The sequence below is a fragment of the Streptomyces cyaneochromogenes genome, from assembly GCF_003963535.1.
Classification (GTDB): Bacteria; Actinomycetota; Actinomycetes; order Streptomycetales; family Streptomycetaceae; genus Streptomyces; species Streptomyces shaanxiensis.
The window spans coordinates 2,078,648-2,096,649 of sequence record NZ_CP034539.1; the positions used below are offsets into that span (position 1 = coordinate 2,078,648).

Annotated in this window: 16 protein-coding genes; 4 read left to right on the forward strand and 12 right to left on the reverse strand. The window is 68.2% G+C overall.

All coding sequences use genetic code 11. From position 1 onward, the window contains the following. The first annotated feature begins 73 nt into the window (after positions 1 to 73). Entirely contained in the window at positions 74 to 1,090 is a 1,017-nt protein-coding gene (locus EJ357_RS09145; RefSeq protein WP_175647345.1) for a LacI family DNA-binding transcriptional regulator, read from the forward strand. 90 nt (positions 1,091 to 1,180) lie between these two features. On the opposite strand, the gene prcA is transcribed toward EJ357_RS09145, so the two are convergent. The 6 genes from prcA to arc form a co-directional block, all read right to left on the reverse strand. Next, the gene (gene prcA / locus EJ357_RS09150; RefSeq protein WP_126390415.1) at positions 1,181 to 1,951 is read right to left on the reverse strand and encodes a proteasome subunit alpha; all 771 of its coding nucleotides are present in this window, start codon (positions 1,949 to 1,951) and stop codon (positions 1,181 to 1,183) included. Positions 1,952 to 2,011: 60 nt separating this feature from the next. After that, positions 2,012 to 2,857: a proteasome subunit beta gene (prcB, locus tag EJ357_RS09155; RefSeq protein ID WP_126390417.1), complete on the reverse strand. Its 846-nt coding sequence runs from the start codon at positions 2,855 to 2,857 to the stop codon at positions 2,012 to 2,014. Further along, a complete protein-coding gene (locus EJ357_RS09160) occupies positions 2,809 to 3,414 on the reverse strand; it encodes an endonuclease VII domain-containing protein (protein WP_126390419.1) in 606 nt (201 codons plus the stop codon). The genes prcB and EJ357_RS09160 overlap by 49 nt, the downstream gene beginning before the upstream one ends. Positions 3,415 to 3,463: 49 nt before the next feature. Continuing rightward, entirely contained in the window at positions 3,464 to 3,682 is a 219-nt protein-coding gene (locus EJ357_RS09165; protein WP_126390421.1) for a ubiquitin-like protein Pup, read from the reverse strand. Positions 3,683 to 3,871: 189 nt separating this feature from the next. Next, positions 3,872 to 5,383, reverse strand: coding sequence for a depupylase/deamidase Dop (dop, locus tag EJ357_RS09170; protein WP_175647346.1), 1,512 nt, complete (start codon positions 5,381 to 5,383; stop codon positions 3,872 to 3,874). Positions 5,384 to 5,628: 245 nt separating this feature from the next. Continuing rightward, a complete protein-coding gene (gene arc / locus EJ357_RS09175; RefSeq protein ID WP_126390423.1) occupies positions 5,629 to 7,395 on the reverse strand; it encodes a proteasome ATPase in 1,767 nt (588 codons plus the stop codon). A 247-nt stretch (positions 7,396 to 7,642) separates the two neighbouring features. On the opposite strand from arc, the gene EJ357_RS09185 reads away from it, so the two are divergent. Beyond that, positions 7,643 to 7,948, forward strand: coding sequence for a ferredoxin (locus EJ357_RS09185; protein WP_126390427.1), 306 nt, complete (start codon positions 7,643 to 7,645; stop codon positions 7,946 to 7,948). A 58-nt stretch (positions 7,949 to 8,006) separates the two neighbouring features. On the opposite strand, the gene EJ357_RS09190 is transcribed toward EJ357_RS09185, so the two are convergent. The 3 genes from EJ357_RS09190 to EJ357_RS09200 all read right to left on the reverse strand — a co-directional run bounded on the left by EJ357_RS09190 (position 8,007) and on the right by EJ357_RS09200 (position 11,502). After that, positions 8,007 to 8,585, reverse strand: a complete 579-nt coding sequence (locus EJ357_RS09190; protein WP_126390429.1) for a hypothetical protein — start codon at positions 8,583 to 8,585, stop codon at positions 8,007 to 8,009. Between the two features lie 290 nt (positions 8,586 to 8,875). Further along, the gene (locus EJ357_RS09195) at positions 8,876 to 9,778 is read right to left on the reverse strand and encodes a tRNA (adenine-N1)-methyltransferase (RefSeq protein ID WP_126390431.1); all 903 of its coding nucleotides are present in this window, start codon (positions 9,776 to 9,778) and stop codon (positions 8,876 to 8,878) included. Positions 9,779 to 9,837: 59 nt separating this feature from the next. Continuing rightward, positions 9,838 to 11,502, reverse strand: coding sequence for a site-2 protease family protein (locus EJ357_RS09200; RefSeq protein ID WP_126390433.1), 1,665 nt, complete (start codon positions 11,500 to 11,502; stop codon positions 9,838 to 9,840). A 175-nt stretch (positions 11,503 to 11,677) separates the two neighbouring features. On the opposite strand from EJ357_RS09200, the gene EJ357_RS09210 reads away from it, so the two are divergent. Both EJ357_RS09210 and EJ357_RS09215 read left to right on the forward strand, forming a co-directional pair. Further along, on the forward strand, positions 11,678 to 12,706 hold the full coding sequence (locus EJ357_RS09210; RefSeq protein WP_126390435.1) for a RecB family exonuclease: 1,029 nt from the start codon (positions 11,678 to 11,680) through the stop codon (positions 12,704 to 12,706). Positions 12,707 to 12,720: 14 nt separating this feature from the next. Next, complete coding sequence (locus EJ357_RS09215; RefSeq protein WP_030946450.1) at positions 12,721 to 13,392, forward strand: response regulator; 672 nt, start codon at positions 12,721 to 12,723, stop codon at positions 13,390 to 13,392. A 101-nt stretch (positions 13,393 to 13,493) separates the two neighbouring features. On the opposite strand, the gene EJ357_RS09220 is transcribed toward EJ357_RS09215, so the two are convergent. The 3 genes from EJ357_RS09220 to EJ357_RS09230 all read right to left on the reverse strand — a co-directional run bounded on the left by EJ357_RS09220 (position 13,494) and on the right by EJ357_RS09230 (position 17,894). Then, on the reverse strand, positions 13,494 to 15,074 hold the full coding sequence (locus tag EJ357_RS09220; RefSeq protein WP_126390437.1) for an ABC transporter substrate-binding protein: 1,581 nt from the start codon (positions 15,072 to 15,074) through the stop codon (positions 13,494 to 13,496). Positions 15,075 to 15,173: 99 nt separating this feature from the next. After that, positions 15,174 to 16,775, reverse strand: coding sequence for an ABC transporter substrate-binding protein (locus EJ357_RS09225; RefSeq protein WP_126390439.1), 1,602 nt, complete (start codon positions 16,773 to 16,775; stop codon positions 15,174 to 15,176). A gap of 423 nt (positions 16,776 to 17,198) precedes the next feature. Next, positions 17,199 to 17,894: an HAD family hydrolase gene (locus EJ357_RS09230; RefSeq protein ID WP_126390441.1), complete on the reverse strand. Its 696-nt coding sequence runs from the start codon at positions 17,892 to 17,894 to the stop codon at positions 17,199 to 17,201. Positions 17,895 to 18,002: the final 108 nt, after the last annotated feature.

The following is an 18,002-nucleotide window of genomic DNA, read 5'->3' on the forward strand; positions in this document are numbered from 1 at the left end:
TTTACGTATAACGTCCTTCGTCATACGTACCATGTGCGCTGTTCAGGAGTCCAGACGAAGGAGCGCGCGGACGGTGGCACACGGCAGCACCCGCCCCACCAGCCGGGACGTAGCCCAAGCCGCAGGCGTCTCCCAGGCCGCGGTATCCCTCGTCCTCGGCGACAAATGGCGCGGCCGCGTCTCCGAGACCACAGCGGAACGCGTACGCCAGGCAGCCCGCGAACTCGGCTACCGGCCCAACCTCGCGGCCCGCAACCTCCGCCTCGGCCACACCCGCACCGTACTCCTCGTGGTCCCCGCCCTCACCACCGAATTCTTCGCAGGCGTCTACACCGGCGCCGCCCGCCTCGCCGCCCGACACGGCTTCGGCGTCGTTCTCTACCCCTCCCCCGAAGGCATCGGCCCCGCCCGCGACCCCTTCGCCTCCGCCCAGACCGCCCTGGACGGCGTCATCGCCTCCTCCATGGCCGCCGACGCCCTCACCGCCATCCACGGCGACCAGCTCCCCCTGGTCATGCTCGACAGCGACCCCCAAGGCAGCCTCGGCGCCGCAACCGTGAACCTCGACATCGCCGACGGCGTCCGCCAGGTCGCCGCACACCTCATCGGCCTCGGCCACCGCCGCATCCTGCACCTCGCCGCCGACGTGCCGTCCTGGACCTTCGACGTACGCGCACGCGAACTCGCCACACGCATCGCCGAGACACCCGGCACCTCACTGCGCACCGCCCGCGCCCCCATCTCCATCGACGGCGCCCTCACCGCCACCACCACCGCACTCACCGCACCCGGCCCCCGCCCCACCGCCATCGTCAGCGACGACGACAAACTCGCCGCCGGCGCCTACAAAGCCGCACGCCGCCTCGGCCTGCGCATCCCCGACGACATCTCCGTCACCGGCCTCGACGACCTCGCCCTCGCCACCGCCATCGACCCCGAACTCACCACCGTCCGACTCGACGCCGAGCTCTTCGGCGAACGCGGCATGCAAGCCCTCCTGGCGGTCCTGGAAGGCCGCGAACCCCAAGGCGGCGACATTCCCGTCGAACTCGTCGTACGAGGCTCCACAGCGCCGCCCAGCGCCCCCTGAACCCCACCCCGAACACACCTGTGCCCCGGCCGAGCGAGCGGCCGGGGCACAGTACGGGGCGAACAGGGCGAGCGAGATGAACCGCTCGGACTACTCCTCGGAACCGCCGGAATCCTCCGAACCGTCCTCACCATCAGCGCTCTCGGCCTCCGTGGCCGCGCCACCGGCCTCCAACAGCCGACCGAGCTGCCGACCGACAATGCGCTTGAACTTCCGCGACTGCGGACGCGTCCGGTCCAGCACCGCGACCTCCAGACGCTCCGCCGGAATCTCCCGCTGCGTGCCGTTCGACTCACGGGACAGAGCCTGGACGGCCAGCTTGAGAGCCTCGGCAAGGCTCATGCCGTCCTGATGACGCTGGTCCAGATAGTTACTGATCAACTCGGCATTGCCACCGACCGCGACCGAACCGTGCTCGTCCACGATCGAGCCGTCGTGCGGCAGCCGATAGATCTGGTCACCCTCGGGCGTCTCGCCCACCTCGGCGACGACCAGCTCCACCTCGTACGGCTTCTCGGCCGCGGAGGAGAAGATCGTGCCCAGCGTCTGGGCGTAGACATTGGCCAGACCACGCGCGGTCACATCATCACGGTCATAGGTGTAACCACGAAGATCGGCATACCGCACACCACCGATCCGCAGATTCTCGTACTCGTTGTACTTACCGGCCGCCGCGAAACCGATCCGGTCATAGATCTCGCTGAACTTGTGCAGCGCGCGGGACGGGTTCTCGCCGACGAAGACAATGCCGTCGGCATACTGCAGCACGACCAGGCTGCGACCACGGGCGATGCCCTTACGGGCATACTCCGCCCGGTCGGCCATCGCCTGCTGGGGTGAGACATAGAACGGCGTCGACACCGGTTATCCGTCCCTTTCTGTCGAAGTCACAGGATCACCTTGATAAGACCGAGCCGCCGCCTACAGCAGCGCGGCCCGCGGGCCGTCGGGCTGCTCCAGACGCCGCTCCAGAATGGAACGCGCGATCTCGGAGGACTCGTCATCGTCGAGCCGGCGGAAACCGTCCTCGGTGATCACCGTGACGATCGGGTAGATCCGGCGGGCGACATCGGGACCACCGGTCGCCGAGTCGTCGTCAGCCGCGTCATACAGAGCCTGCACCACCAGCGTCGTGGCCTCGGCCTCACTCAGATCGGCACGGAACAACTTCTTCATCGCGCCACGCGCAAAGATCGAACCCGACCCCGTGGCGGCATAACCCTGCTCCTCGGAACGACCACCCGTCACGTCGTACGAGAAGATCCGCCCCTTCTCCCGGTCCACGTCGTACCCGGCGAACAGCGGCACGACCGCCAGCCCCTGCATCGCCATCCCCAGATTCGACCGGATCATCGTCGACAGCCGATTCGCCTTGCCCTCCAGCGACAGCTGCGCACCCTCGACCTTCTCGAAGTGCTCCAGCTCCAACTGGAAGAGCTTGACCATCTCGACGGCCAGACCGGCCGTACCGGCGATACCGACGGCCGAGTACTCGTCCGCCGGGAACACCTTCTCGATGTCCCGCTGTGCGATGACGTTGCCCATGGTGGCCCGCCGGTCACCGGCGAGCACGACGCCCCCCGGGAACGTCACGGCCACGATGGTCGTGCCGTGCGGGGCCTCGATCACGCCTTGCGTGGGCGGGAGTTGACGCTTGCCGGGCAGCAGCTCGGGCTGGTGCTCGGAGAGAAAGTCCATGAACGAGGACGACCCAGGCGTCAGGAAGGCAGCTGGTAGACGCCCGGTGCTACGAGTGTTGGCTTCCACGCGATTCCTTCCACGTATGCAGCAGCCCGCCTTATCACGTCGGGCCGATCCTTGAACTGCCCCAGTGCAGCGTTGCAGCTGAAGCACAGTACGCCACGGACCCTACCCGTCTCGTGGCAGTGATCCACATGCTCGGGCAGAGCCGCCAAACATATGCAGCAGACGCCCCCTTGAGAGGCCACCAGCTCGTCGCGGTCGGCTTCGGTGATGCCGTACTGCCGCTTCAAGTGGCCCTGCCGCCCTTGCACTGCACGGCACGCCTTGCAGCGAGTCGCCAGCCCGTCGGACGCAGTGGCGTTGCGATGCCACTCGCTGTGCGGCTTCACTTCTCCGCATGTCCGGCAGAGCTTGTGCCCGGTCGGAACCTCCACCTTCTCCCGCACCGACTTCCCCATGGCCTCCCGGCGACGCCGGTAGTGCGCGGCGCCGTACTCCGCCACGCACTCCCGGCATCGCACCTGGAGGCCATCACTCCGATTCCTGTCCCGCGCGAAAGCGGCGAAAGGCAGGTCCCGCTTGCAGCCCGTGCACTTCTTGGCGCTCGGCTCGTCAGCCACCCAAATCCCCCGCAACCTTCAGTTCGAAGGCAAAGTGACCGAATCGCCTTTACTCTCCACCTTTTTGCACGAAGCTTCGCACGAAATCCTCGGCATTTTCCTCGAGTACGTCGTCGATTTCGTCGAGAACCGAGTCGACGTCATCGCTCAGCTTCTCCTGCCGCTCCTTGAGGTCCTCAGAAGCCTGCGTCTCTGCCGCCTGCTCCTCGACCTCCTCAGTAGAGCGCGTGGCCTTCTGCTGTCCGCCGCTGGTGTCCTTGGTTGCCATATCCCTCACCCCGCTCATTTCGCCCGACATGGTCGGCAGGTCGGCTTTCCTGCCGATCGGTGATGATCAGACCCTACAAGCCGGGTCTGACATCGGCCCCGCAGTTTCTCCAACGTACGGGGGCCACCTCGATGATTCCCGGCGGCCGGGTTTTCCACCCTGTTCGGCCGGTGCCGTCCGGGTGTGCGGTCAGCCGCCTGACAGGACCCTGACCAGGTCTTCCGCGGTGCGGCAGCGGTCCAGGAGCTCCTTGACGTGATTTCGCGTTCCGCGAAGCGGTTCGAGGGTTGGAACGCGCTGGAGGGAGTCGCGGCCGGGCAGGTCGAAGATGACCGAGTCCCAGGAGGCCGCGGCGACGTCGTCGGCGTACTGCTCCAGGCAGCGTCCGCGGAAGTACGCGCGGGTGTCCTCGGGTGGCTTCGCCTTCGCCCGTTCGACGGTTTCCTCGTCCATGAGGCGCTTCATGCGGCCGCGGGCCGCGAGACGGTTGTAGAGGCCCTTTTCGGGGCGTACGTCGGCGTACTGGAGGTCGAGGAGGTGGAGTTTGGCGGCGTCCCAGTCGAGGTTGTCGCGGCGGCGGTAGCCCTCCATGAGTTCTCGTTTGGCGACCCAGTCCAGTTCGCCGGAGAGGCTCATGGGGTCGCGTTCGAGGCGGTTGAGGGTGTCTTCCCAGCGGGTGAGGATGTCTTTGGTCTGGTCGTCGGCGTCCGCGCCGAAGCGTTCCTCGACGTATTTGCGTGAGAGCTCGTAGTACTCCATCTGGAGCTGGACGGCGGTGAGTGTGCGGCCGCTGCGGAGGGTGATCAGGCGCTTGAGTGATGGGTCGTGCGAGACCTGGTGGAGTGTGCGTACGGGCTGGTCGACGGCGAGGTCGACGGCGATGAAGCCGTCTTCGATCATGGAGAGGACCAGGGCCGTGGTGCCCAGTTTCAGGTAGGTCGAGATCTCGGAGAGGTTGGCGTCGCCGATGATCACGTGGAGGCGGCGGTATTTCTCGGCGTCGGCGTGGGGCTCGTCGCGGGTGTTGATGATCGGGCGCTTCAGCGTCGTCTCCAGGCCCACCTCGACCTCGAAGTAGTCGGCGCGCTGGCTGAGCTGGAAGCCGTGTTCGTGGCCGTCCTGGCCGATGCCGACGCGGCCGGCTCCGGCGAAGACCTGGCGGGAGACGAAGAAGGGGGTGAGGTGGCGCACGATGTCCGAGAAGGGGGTTTCCCGCTTCATCAGGTAGTTCTCGTGCGTGCCGTAGGAGGCGCCTTTGTTGTCGGTGTTGTTCTTGTAGAGGTGGATGGGCTGGGCGCCGGGGAGTTGTGCGGCGCGTTCTGCTGCTTCGGCCATGATGCGTTCGCCGGCTTTGTCCCAGAGGACGGCGTCGCGGGGGTTGGTGACCTCGGGCGCGCTGTATTCGGGGTGCGCGTGGTCGACGTAGAGTCGTGCTCCGTTGGTGAGGATGACGTTGGCCAGGCCGATGTCCTCGTCGGTGAGCTGGCTGGCGTCGGCGGCCTCGCGGGCGAGGTCGAAGCCTCGCGCGTCGCGCAGCGGGTTCTCCTCCTCGAAGTCCCAGCGGGCCCGGCGGGCCCGGTGCATCGCCGCCGCGTAGGCGTTGACGATCTGGGATGAGGTGAGCATGGCATTGGCGTTGGGGTGGCCGGGGACGGAGATCCCGTACTCCGTCTCGATGCCCATTACTCGCCGTACGGTCATGCGGCCCTCCTTGCCCGGCGGCACCCTCGGTCGTGGGCGCCGCGCAGATACCGCTGGCGCTCGGTTGCGTGTGCGGTGCCCGTCCCCGCACTGCGCGACTCTGCGGTACGGAAGAGCCTAGAACGCCTTTGCGCTGGTGGGGAGATCATTTGCGTCATTGCCTTGCACGCCTTGTGTTCCGGTGGTGGCCGGAAAAACAGTGGGCTGCGGGTACCCGGTGAGGGCACCCGCAGCCGCCCTGTGTTTTACAGGTACTGACCGGTGTTGGCCACCGTGTCGATGGAGCGTCCGGTGTCCGCGCCCTGCTTTCCGGTGATGAGGGTGCGGATGTAGACGATCCGTTCGCCCTTCTTTCCGGAGATGCGGGCCCAGTCGTCGGGGTTGGTGGTGTTGGGCAGGTCTTCGTTCTCCTTGAACTCGTCCACGCATGCCTGGAGGAGGTGGGAGACGCGCAGGCCCTTCTGGTTGTGTTCGAGGAAGTCCTTGATCGCCATTTTCTTGGCGCGGCCCACGATGTTTTCGATCATGGCGCCGGAGTTGAAGTCCTTGAAGTAGAGGACTTCCTTGTCGCCGTTGGCGTAGGTGACTTCCAGGAAGCGGTTTTCCTCGGATTCGGCGTACATCTGCTCGACGGCGGTCTGGATCATGCTTTGGACCGTGGTCGCCTTGCTGCCGCCGTGCTCGCCGAGGTCCTCGGAGTGCAGCGGGAGGCGTTCTGTGAGGTACTTGCCGAAGATGTCCTTGGCGGCCTCGGCGTCCGGGCGCTCGATCTTGATCTTCACGTCCAGTCGGCCGGGGCGCAGGATGGCGGGGTCGATCATGTCCTCGCGGTTGGAGGCGCCGATGACGACCACGTTCTGCAGGCCTTCCACGCCGTCGATCTCGGCGAGGAGCTGGGGGACGATGGTGTTTTCCACGTCCGAGCTGACGCCGGAGCCGCGGGTGCGGAAGAGGGATTCCATTTCGTCGAAGAAGACGATGACGGGTGTGCCCTCGCTGGCCTTTTCTCGTGCGCGCTGGAAGACGAGGCGGATCTGCCGCTCGGTCTCACCGACGTACTTGTTGAGGAGTTCGGGGCCCTTGATGTTGAGGAAGAAGCTCTTGCCCTGGGCTTGGCCGGTGACTTCGGCGACCTTTTTGGCCAGCGAGTTGGCGACGGCCTTGGCGATGAGTGTCTTGCCGCATCCGGGGGGTCCGTAGAGGAGGACGCCCTTGGGGGGGCGCAGTTCGTGTTCCTTGAACAGGTCGGGGTAGAGGTAGGGGAGCTCGACCGCGTCGCGGATCATTTCGATCTGGTTGCCCAGGCCGCCGATCTGCTCGTAGCCGATGTCCGGGACCTCTTCGAGGACGAGTTCCTCGACCTCGCTCTTCGGGACGACCTCGTAGACGTATCCGGAGCGGGGTTCGAGCAGGAGGGCGTCGCCGGGGCGGATGGTGACGTCCAGGAGTGGTTCGGCGAGCCGTACCACCCGTTCCTCGTCTGTGTGCCCGACCACGAGGGCGCGCTCGCCGTCCTCGAGGATCTCTTTGAGGGTGACGATGTCGCCGACGCTCTCGTATTCCATGGCCTCGACCACGTTGAGGGCTTCGTTGAGCATCAGTTCCTGGCCGCGCCGGAGGTCTTCGAGTTCGACGCTGGGGCTGACGTTCACGCGGAGTTTGCGGCCTCCGGTGAAGATGTCGGCGGTGCCGTCCTCGTTGGCTTGCAGGAAGACTCCGAAGCCGGCCGGTGGCTGTGCGAGCCGGTCGACTTCTTCCTTGAGGGCCACGATCTGGTCTCGGGCCTCACGGAGCGTGTTCGCGAGTCGCTCGTTCTGGGCGGATACGCCGGCCAGGTTCGTCTGCAGCTCGACGATCCGCTCTTCGAGAATCCTCGTGTGTCGCGGAGAGTCGGCGAGCTTGCGTCGCAGGACGGCGATCTCCTGCTCAAGGTAGGCGATCTGCCCGGCCGGGTCGTCGGACCCTCGTCCCGGGCGGATGCCGCGGTTCATGTCGTCGTCGTGGGCTGCCACGGTCCTCACCTCCTCCAAGGGGAGCTGGACGCTTCCAGACCCTACCTGGGTGGGTGTCGATTGAAACCCCTAGATCACAAAGACGGTCGGGGTGTGTCCGATCTTCACCCTTGCGCTCTCCCTCACGCCAGGGGAATACCCACCGCACATGATTGGAACCCAGGCCCAGGTAGGGTCAAAGTGTTCAACACCCGTCAGAGCTGGCCGGATTCCCGCACGGCTCGGGGCAGGAAAGACGGCAGGAGAGATGAGCGTGGAGCAGGCGGCCGGGGTCGAGGGCGAGGCGCTGGAGGTCTGGATCGACCAGGATCTCTGTACTGGTGACGGTATCTGCGTCCAGTACGCGCCTGAGGTGTTCGAGCTGGACATCGACGGTCTGGCCTATGTGAAGAGCTCCGAGGACGAGCTTTTGCAGGCCAAGGGGGCCACAACGCCTGTACCGTTGCCGCTTCTCACGGATGTGGTGGACTCGGCGAAGGAGTGTCCGGGCGAGTGCATCCATGTGCGTCGGGTTTCGGACAGGGTCGAGGTGTACGGTCCGGACGCCGAGTGACCTTGCGGATACGGGCTGTTACGACTGTCTGATTTCTCACACGTGCCGGTGGCATACGTCAGACGCTGTGGGCACCGGCGGGTGTCGAGCGGACGAACGCGCCGTTCTCCCACTGCCACTTCGCGCTGTCCTTCACGTCCGGGCAGCAGCGTGGTACGTCTTGCGTCGAGTAGCCGAGCAGGTCGCCGACGACGGCTCCGTCACGGACTGCGATGTCACTGACGGTGATGCTGTCCTTGGGGTCGACGAGGGTTGCGACGATGCGGGGTGCGGCCGTCTCGGCGGACCGGGTGAGGACGTACACGCCGTCGGGTGGTGTGCCCATCGGGGAGTCGCAGTGCACGACGGCCACGGTCTCGGGGCTGCCGTCGCCGTCCAGGTCTCCTGTTGCCTTCTTCACCACGACCGCTTTCACCGGCCCGCATTGGAGCGGGTAGTCGACGCCGGTGGGGTCGAGGGGTGTGGTGGCGGCGGGTGTTTTCCTCGCCTCCGGGCCGGCTGTCTGGGCCGCTGTCGCCGAGTTGGGCTGGAGGACCGAGGAGAGGGCCACGACTGCGGCCACCGCTGTGGCGGTGGCGAGCCAGTGGATCGGGCGGGTGTGGGCGTGTGCCAGTTCCGGGACGGCGGATTGCTGCACTAGGAGCGTCTCCTGTGAGGGCTGTGCCGGTGGGGTGTCCAGCATCGTGCCACACGTCACAGTGGTGTGGAACGGCGGGGGTGTGGAGTTCCGGTGCCGGATGACGGGCGCTCGGGAGTGCGACGGGATGTCGTATGACTGTCGGAGTTGTCGTTTGACTGTCCGGGTGGTCGTTCAGTGGTCACGTTCGGCGGTCGTGTGTCAACGGAAAGGCGCTGTGGTCGAGTTCCCGGAGCTGTTGCGGGAACTCGACCACAGCGCTTGTACGTTGGTTGCGGCACGGGGCCGCCTCAGCGGCCGGAGCCTCCGTCGGCGTTCGGGCCTTCGTAGTCCTCGCCGTAGGCGCCCTTGGCGGGGCGGCGGCGGCGCATGGGCGGCTCGACTCCGTCGGCGAGGCGGCGGGCGGTGAGCAGGAAGCCGGTGTGGCCGATCATCCGGTGGTCGGGGCGGACGGCGAGGCCCTCGATGTGCCAGTTGCGGATCATCGTCTCCCAGGCGGTCGGCTCGTTGAAGCAGCCGATCTCGCGGATGGACTCGACGGTCCGGGCGAGCTGGGTGGTGGTGGCGACGTAGCAGCAGAGGATGCCGCCGGGGACGAGGGCCTTGGAGACGGCCTCGAGGCACTCCCAGGGGGCGAGCATGTCGAGGATGACGCGGTCGACGTCGGTGTCGCTCAGGTTGTCCTGGAGGTCGCCGACGGTGAGCTGCCAGGCGGGGTGGGGGCCGCCGAAGTAGCGCTCGACGTTCTGCTGGGCGATCTCGGCGAAGTCCTCGCGGCGCTCGTAGGAGTGCAGCATGCCCTGGTCGCCGATGGCGCGCAGCAGGAAGCTGCTGAGCGAGCCGGAGCCGACGCCGGCCTCGACGACGCGTGCGCCGGGGAAGATGTCGGCGAAGGCGAGGATCTGCCCCGCGTCCTTGGGGTAGACCACGGCGGCACCGCGGGGCATGGACAGGACGTAGTCGGGGAGCAGGGGGCGCAGCGCGAGGTAGGCGACGTTCCCGGTGGTGCGGACAACGCTGCCCTCGGGTGCGCCGATCAGTTCGTCGTGCGGGAAGGAACCCTTGTGGGTGTGGAAGTTCTTCCCGGCTTCGAGCGTGAACGTGTAGTGGCGGCCCTTGGGGTCGGTCAGCTGAACCTGGTCCCCGACCTTGAAGGGCCCGCGCCTGCGGGCGGCACCGGTCGGTTCGGACATGTGAACAGCCTACCGGCGTTTCGGGGGGCCGCCGACCACGCGTGCGTGGCGGGGGTTGTTCAGCTGGGGCGGGCCATGGCCTTGACGAAGGCGCGCTCCACGTCGGCCGCGGACAGGACGCCGTAGATCTCGCCGGTCTCCTCGACGACCAGGTATTCGGTGGCCGGGGCGGCGCGGAGGGCGTCGAGGAGTTCTTCTCCCGCGAGCTCGGCCGAGACGCGCATGCCGTCGGTCAGTTCCTGGGCGAGGCCGCTGACGGCGACCCAGGGGCGGCGGTGTTCGGGGACGCCGACGATGGCGGCCTCGCGGACGAGGGAGAGGGGGTTGCCGTCGGCGTCGACGACGACCAGGGCGCGGGCGCCTGCGGCGTTGGCGCGGCGCAGGGCCTCGGAGAGGGGGGTGTCGGTCTCGACGGGGACGGCGCGGCGGGTGAGGGCGCGGGCGCGCAGTTCGGGGAGGTGCTGGCGCAGTCGGGCCATGCGCAGGCTGTTGCCGGCGCCGGTCCAGATGATCGCGGCGAGGATGGCGGCGAGCAGGGCGTCCATGACGGTGTCCATGCCGACGTTGTCGACGGCGTCGGAGCCGAGGGCGCCGGACTGGGTGAGCCATGGGAGTCCGATGAGGACGCAGACGGCGAGGGCGCGGCCGACCCAGGCGGCGGCGATGGTGCCGGTCATCGGCTTGCCGGTGATCTTCCAGATGATCGCGCGGAGCATGCGGCCGCCGTCGAGGGGCAGGCCGGGGAGCAGGTTGAAGGCGGCCACGATGAGGTTGGAGACCATCAGGCCGGCCAGCAGGACGCCGGGGACGGTGCCGGGTTGGACGGGCTGCATGGCGGCGTAGAAGACGCCGGCGAGTACGAGGGAGAGCAGGGGGCCGACGAAGGCGAGGACGAATTCGCGTCCCGGTGTCTCGGCCTCTTTCTCGATCTCGGAGACGCCGCCGAAGAACTGGAGCTGGATGCGGCGGACGGGCAGTTTGAAGCGGAGGGCCGCGACGGTGTGGGCGAGCTCGTGGACGAGGACGGAGGCGTAGAAGGCGACCGCGAAGAAGAGGGAGACGAGGTAGCGGGCGGCCCCGAGCTCGGGGAGTACGCGGTCGAGCTGTCCGCCGAAGACCCAGGTGATGAGGGCGGCGACGAGGAACCAGCTGGGGGCGACGTAGACGGGCACTCCGAAGGGGCGGCCCATGAGCAGCCCGCCGCGTGGCTCCGGCGCGCGGGGCGGTTGTCCCTTGGCTCCGCTGTCGGCGAAGGTGCGGTGGTCCGGGGCGGTGTGGGAGGGCGGCTGGTGGTCGGTCGCGGTGTCCTGGGAGGCGTCCTTCGTCGTCGGTACGGCGCGGTCGGCGGTCTCCTGCCCGGTTTCGTTGCCGTCGGCGTCGCGGTCCCGTGTGTCCGCGGGCCCGGGCTCCGGGCCGTCGGCGTCGGATTGCCGGGGCTGCTGCCCCTTCGCTTCCTCGCCGTTGGCTGCCGTCCCCTTCGGCGCGTGCGCTTGTCCCCCGTGTCCGTCGGGTGCGTCCCCGGTGGTGTCGTCTTGGGAGAGGTCCAACCGCCGCACCACCATGGTCGGTTCGTCGACCGGCGGTGTCGAGGGCTTGTCGGTGCCTGTGGCGCGTCGAGGGGTGCCGGGGCGTGTGGGGCCCGCGGCCGGGGTCGCAGGTGGTGCGTGGCGCTCGGCCGATTCCTCGTCGCCGGACCGCGGCTGCCCGCTGCCGCTCTCGTCCACGGTGTCCCCTCGTTCGAAGCGTCATCCGCGCCTGGCGGGCGGAAGGGTCTCGGGTCGATGGTATGCGGCGGTGGTGGCGCGTTTCTCCCCGGCACCCCCTCTGTTTTCCCCTCCGTCGCAGCCGTGACGGCGGCGGCTGGGTGACTGTCAGTGGCGGGCCGTAAGGTCTGTGGGCATGGAGACGAGCACGGAGGGTGCCGCGGGGGACCGCGGCAGTGACGTCGCGCCGGTGAGCGGGCCGGTGGCGGACGGGTTCCCGGCGGGGGCGGACGGTACGGTGGCGACGGTCGAGGCGGGCGCGCTCACGGCGGCCGACGCCGCGGTCACGGGGGCCGACGGCCCCGCCAGGGCGGCCATACCGCCGGCTTCGCTGTCGCCCTCCCGTGCCAGTGACTTCATGCAGTGCCCGCTGCTCTACCGGTTCCGGGTGATCGACCGGCTGCCCGAGAAGCCGAGTGCGGCGGCGACCAAGGGCACGCTGGTGCACGCGGTGCTGGAGCGGCTCTTCGACGCGCCGGCGGCCGAGCGGACGGCTCCGCGTGCGAAGTCCCTGGTGCCCGGCCAGTGGGAGCGGCTGCGCGAGAGCAGGCCGGAGGTCGTGGAGCTGTTCGCGGACGATCCCGAGGGGGTGCGGCTGGCGACGTGGCTCGGGGAGGCGGAGCAGCTCGTCGAGCGGTGGTTCGGTCTCGAGGATCCGACCCGGCTGGAGCCCGCCGAGCGTGAGCTGTTCGTGGAGGCCGAGCTGGACTCGGGGCTGCGGCTGCGCGGCATCATCGACCGTGTCGATGTGGCGCCGACGGGCGAGGTGCGGATCGTCGACTACAAGACGGGCAAGGCGCCCCGGCCCGAGTACGCCGAGGGCGCGCTGTTCCAGATGAAGTTCTACGCGCTCGTGGTGTGGCGGCTGAAGAACGTCGTCCCGCGCCGGCTCCAGCTGGTCTACCTCGGCAGCGGTGACGTGCTGACGTACGACCCCGTCCTCGCGGATCTGGAGCGGGTCGAGCGCAAGCTGCACGCGTTGTGGGAGGCGATCCGGCTGGCGACGGAGACGGGCGAGTGGCGTCCCCGGCCGACCAAGTTGTGCGGCTGGTGCGACCACCAGGCGCACTGCCCGGAATTCGGCGGCACTCCCCCGCCCTATCCGTTGCCGGTGAGGGTGGCCGAGTCGGGTGGCGGCCGGCAGGGCAGAATGGGGCCGGACTAGCGAAGGAGACTTACGTGGCCATCCGCGTCCTACTGGTCGACGACCAGCCGCTGCTGCGCACCGGCTTCCGGATGATCTTGGAGGCCGAGCAGGACATCGCGGTCGTGGGCGAAGCCGGTGACGGCCTCCAGGCCCTCGACCAGGTGCGGGCCCTGCAGCCCGACGTGGTCCTGATGGACATCCGCATGCCCCGGATGGACGGGGTCGAGGCGACGCGGCAGATCACCGGGCCCGGGCGGGACGGCCCGGCGAAGGTGCTGGTGCTGACGACTTTCGATCTCGACGAGTACGTGGTGGAGGCGCTGAAGGCGGGCGCCAGTGGCTTCCTGCTGAAGGATGCCCCGGCCAACGAGCTGGTGCAGGCGATCCGTGTGGTGGCCGCCGGTGAGGCGATGCTCGCGCCGAGCATCACGCGCCGGCTGCTCGACAAGTACGCCACGCATCTGCCGTCCGGTGACGAGCCGGTGCCGGACACCCTGCACACGCTCACCGAGCGTGAGGTGGAGGTGCTGAAGTTGGTGGCGCGGGGGCTGTCCAATGCGGAGATCGCCGCGGATCTGTTCGTCAGCGAGACCACCGTGAAGACGCACGTCGGGCATGTGCTCACCAAGCTGGGGCTGCGTGACCGGGTGCAGGCCGCGGTGTACGCGTACGAGAGCGGGCTGGTGCGCCCCGGCGCGCAGTAGGCGGCGGCCCGCGTCACGGCCGGCAGCCCGCGTTACGACGCAAAGGGCGCCCCTTCCTGGGAAGGGGCGCCCTTTGCGTGTGCGGCGGGTACGGCGGGCCGTCAGTCCTTGCTGAGTTCCCAGAAGCGGAACACGGTCGAGGCGTCGAGGCAGTACTCGAGGCCGTAGACGTTCTCGTGCGTGACGGCGTACTGCTTGGCCTGCCAGACCGGCAGGACGGGGAGTTCCTTGGCCACGATGTCCTGGAGCCGGCCGAACTCGTCGTCCGTGGCGGAGCGGTCGCTCTCGGCGGCGGTGCGCGGGATGAGCGTGCCGGTGATCGACTTGTTGCTGTAGTTGTTGCTCAGCACGTTGCCCTTGCCGAAGAAGGGGGACGTGAAGTTGTCGGCGTCCGGGTAGTCCGGGATCCAGCCCTTCACGTACACGCCGTACTTGCCGTCGGCGATGTCCTTCTCGTACTGGTCGAAGGCGACGGACTGCACGTCGGCGTCGAACAGGCCGCTGTCGTTGAGCTGCTTGGCGATCGCCCTCAACTCGTCGTCGGTGGCGGGGCCGTAGCGCGACGGGGTGGACCACAGGGTCAGCTTCACCTTGCCGCTGATGCCCTCGTCCTGCAGCGCGGCGGCGGCCTTGGCCTTGGAGGGGCGGGCGCCGTAGGTGTCGAAGTAGGCCGTGTTGTGGCCGCCGATACCGGCCGGGATGATCGAGTACAGCGGGGTCGCCGTGCCCTGGTAGACGTCCTTGATGAGGGCGTCGCGGTCGATGAGGTAGGCCATGGCCTTGCGGACGCCGAGCTTGCCGGCGACGGGGTCGTCCATGTTGAAGACCAGGTGCTGGACCTCGGCGCTGCTGCCCTCGAGGATCTCGACACCGGAGTCGTCGCCCGACTTCTCGATTCCGGCGATGTCGCCGGCGGTGAGGCCTCGGTAGGCGATGTCGACCTGGTTCTGGAGCAGCGCCTTCTTCAGGGCGTCCTGGTCGCCGTGGAAGAACTTCAGGGTCACGCCGTCGTTCTGTACCTCGGCGGTGCCCTTGTAGTTCTCGTTGACGGAGAAGACGGCCTCGTCGTCGTCGAACTTGTCCAGCTTGTACGGGCCGGAGCCGACGGCCGCGCCGTCCTTGCGCAGGCCCTTGGCGTCGTACTCGTCCTTGTCGACGATGGAGCCGGCGCCGGAGGCTATCTTGCTCGGGAAGGTGGCGTCGGGGGTGTTGAGCCGGAAGACGACCGTCTTGTCGTCCGGCGTCTGGACCTTGTCGAGCGTGGGGAACATGACCGCGGGGCCGTCGGGATCGTTGATGTCCAGCATGCGGTCGAAGGAGAACTTGACGTCCGCAGAGGTCAGTTCGTCACCGTTGCTGAATGTCAGGCCGTCCTTGAGGGTGCACTTGTAGACCGTGGCCCTGGTGTCGGAGAAGGTGCACTGCTCGGCGGCCTCGGGCTGCGGTTCGGTGGCGCCCTTGGGGAAGCTGAGCAGCGACTGGAAGACGTTGTTGAACAACAGCCAGGAGCCGGGGTCGTAGCCGGAGGCGGGGTCCGTGGCCAGGACGTCGTCCGACATCCCCATGACCACTGAAGTGCCGGTCCCCCCGGTGTCGCCCGTCTCGGTTCCGCAGCCGGTCAGCAGGCCGGAGGCCAGCCCTGCCACGACGGGCAGGACTGGCCACTGGTTGCGCATGTTCACGTACGAGTGCCTTGTCGTCGGTTGTGAGAAGCCCGGGCCGCGTCCCGGATCCCGGGCCTGACCCGGCGCCCTGGTCCAGGTGCCGGGTACGGGGAGACGTCAGCCGCTCACGCCGCGGCCGAGCTCCCACAGCTGAAGCGTGGAGGACGAGTTGAGCGCGTACGCCGTACCCGTGACGTCGTCGCCCGCGGCGACGTACTGCTTGCCCTGCCACAGCGGGATCACGGGCACGTCGCCCGCGACGATGTCCTGGATGTCCGTGAGGCTGCCGACCGCGGACAGCCGGTCGGCGGCGCGGCGGGACTCCGGGATGAGGGTGCCCCGGATCGTGCTGTTGGTGTACGGCGAGCCGAGGAAGTTGTCCTTGTCGAGGAAGGGCGCGAGGTAGTTGTCGGCGTCCGGGAAGTCCGGGAACCAGCCCATGCCGTAGACCTCGTACGTGCCCTTCTGCTCGGCGGGGCGGAACGTCGCCCAGGGGGTGCCCTCGATGGCGACGTCGAACAGGCCGCTGTCGTTGAGCTGCTTCTGCAGCAGCTCGAACTCCTTCTTCGTGGCCGGGCCGTAGTGGTCGGTGGTGTAGTGCAGCGTCAGCTTCACCGGAGTGGTGATGCCGGCCTTCTCCAGCAGGGACTTGGCCTTGCCGACGCTCGGGTCGCCGTACTTGTTGAAGAACGAGTTGGAGTGGCCCGTGATGCTGGCGGGGACCAGCGAGTACAGCGGTTCGGCCTGGGAGCCGTAGACCTTGGAGACGAGTTCGCCGCGGTCGATGACCTGGGCCATCGCCTGGCGGACGGCCTTGCTGCGGACGGACGGGTCGTCGGTGTTGAAGGCCAGGTAGCGGATCTCGAGGCCGGACAGGTCGACGAGGTCGACGGTGTCGTCGGAGTCGGCCGACAGCTTCTGGATCTGCTGCGGCGACATGGTGCGGGTCATCAGGTCGATGTCGCCCTTGCTGAGGGCGCTGCCCATCGCGTCGGCGTCGGTGAAGTTGCGCAGTTCGACCTTGTCGTTGTTCACCGTCAGGCTCCCCTTGTACTCGGGGTTCTTGGTGAACACGGCGGAGACCAGTTCGTCGTTCTCGACCTCGGCCTGGAGGGTGTACGGGCCGGAGCCGTCGACCTCGAAGCCGTCCCGCAGCTTGTTCTTGGCGTAGATGTCCGGGTCGACGATGCCGGCGACCGGGGTGGACAGCTTGAACGGGAAGGTGGAGTCGGCGGTCTTGAGGTGGAAGATGACCTCGCGGTCGCCCTGGGTCTCGACGGTGTCGATGGTGGACAGCAGGGCGAAGACGCCGCTGTCGGCCTTGAGGGAGCGGGCCCGGTCGATGGAGTACTTCACGTCCTCGGCGGTGACGGGGTCGCCGTTGGAGAACGTCAGGCCCTCGCGCAGGGTGCAGGCGTAGCGTTCGTTGCCGCTGTCGGTGAAGCCGCAGCTCTCGGCGGCCTCGGGGACCGGGGTGCCCTCGCCGCGCGGCTGGACCATCAGGGTCTGCACGGTCTGGCGCAGGATGTTCCAGGTGCCGACGTCGTAGGCGTAGGCCGGGTCGAGCGGGGCGGGAGCGTCCTTCGAGGCAGTGAACGCGTCCGTGGTGCCGACGACGATCGCGTCGCCGTTGTCGCCGCTGTCGGTTCCGCCGCAGGCGGCGAGAACCGGCGCGAGCAGGCCGATGACGGCCGGCAGCACCAAAGTCTTGCGGTTCATGCTCGGGTTTCTCCAGCTGTCGACTCCGTGTACCCGGCATGCAGGGGTGTCGCTGCGGATCACGGGGTAAGTGCGATGTTCTCGCCGACGAGATTAGTCCGCACCAGCAGGGCGGTTCGCAGCCACCGGAGTTAAGGGTTCGTCACGGAGTGGAACGGGGTGTGGACGCAACGGAAGGCTCACCGGGGAAGGATTCGTGCACCGGTCCATCAATCGGGACACAAGGGCGCGTTCGCAGCCCTCCGTGGAGGGCGGGCGGCGCGGGGCGGGGCGCCCGAAGAGCCCTCTTGGAGTGTCGAACGTCACAAACTGAACAGTCTTGGCATGGGCCGGAATTCAGCCATCCGGCACGTTCGAATTACCGCGCGGAATTCCCCGCTATCGATGTTGCACGCTGCGTGAACGGCGTGCGCATTTCCGTTGTCACGCCGCCATCAGGCCGCGCAGAAATGCCAGATCGACCTCTTCCAGCGAGGTCACCACGGTGCGCCGGGAGGCCGGGCTGATCGGTGCCACGGAGGGCACGGCGACCACGTGGCAGCCGGCGGCCTCGGCCGCGGCGACGCCGGTCGCCGTGTCCTCGACGACCGCGCAGCGGGCCGGATCGGCGCCGAGTCCGGCGGCGGCGTACAGGTACGGGTCCGGGTGCGGCTTGGTGCGCGGCACCTCGTCACCGGCGACGGTCAGCGCGAAGTGCTGGGGGCCGAGCGAGGTGAGGACGCGGTCGATGATGCGCCGGTGCGAGGCGGAGACCAGGGCGGTGGGGATCTCGTACTCGGCCAGCTCGGCCAGCAGCCGGGCGGCGCCGGGCATCAGCGGCAGGGCGCGGTCGATGCGGTCCTCGAAGCCCTGGTTGAGGAGCACTGTGAGCTCGGCGAGGGTGATGTCGGCGCCGGTGGCCTCGATCAGGAATCCGGCGCTGCGGGTCATGGGGCCGCCGACCACGACATGGCGCCAGGTGTCGTCGAGGGTGTGGCCGAGGCCGGCGAAGATCTCGACCTCGACGTCCCACCAGAAGCCCTCGGTGTCCACCAGGGTGCCGTCCATGTCGAGGAGGACGGCCTGAAGGGCCGACCCGTCGGCCGTACGGGTTGCTGGCGCGGGGACCGTGCTGGTCATCCACGTACCTCCTTGAAGGGGCGATCAGGCCGGTTCCCGCTGGGGAACCGGCCTGCAGTGGACCGACCAGTGTACGTCCGTCCCGGCCGAAACGCCTCGTTTAACCGG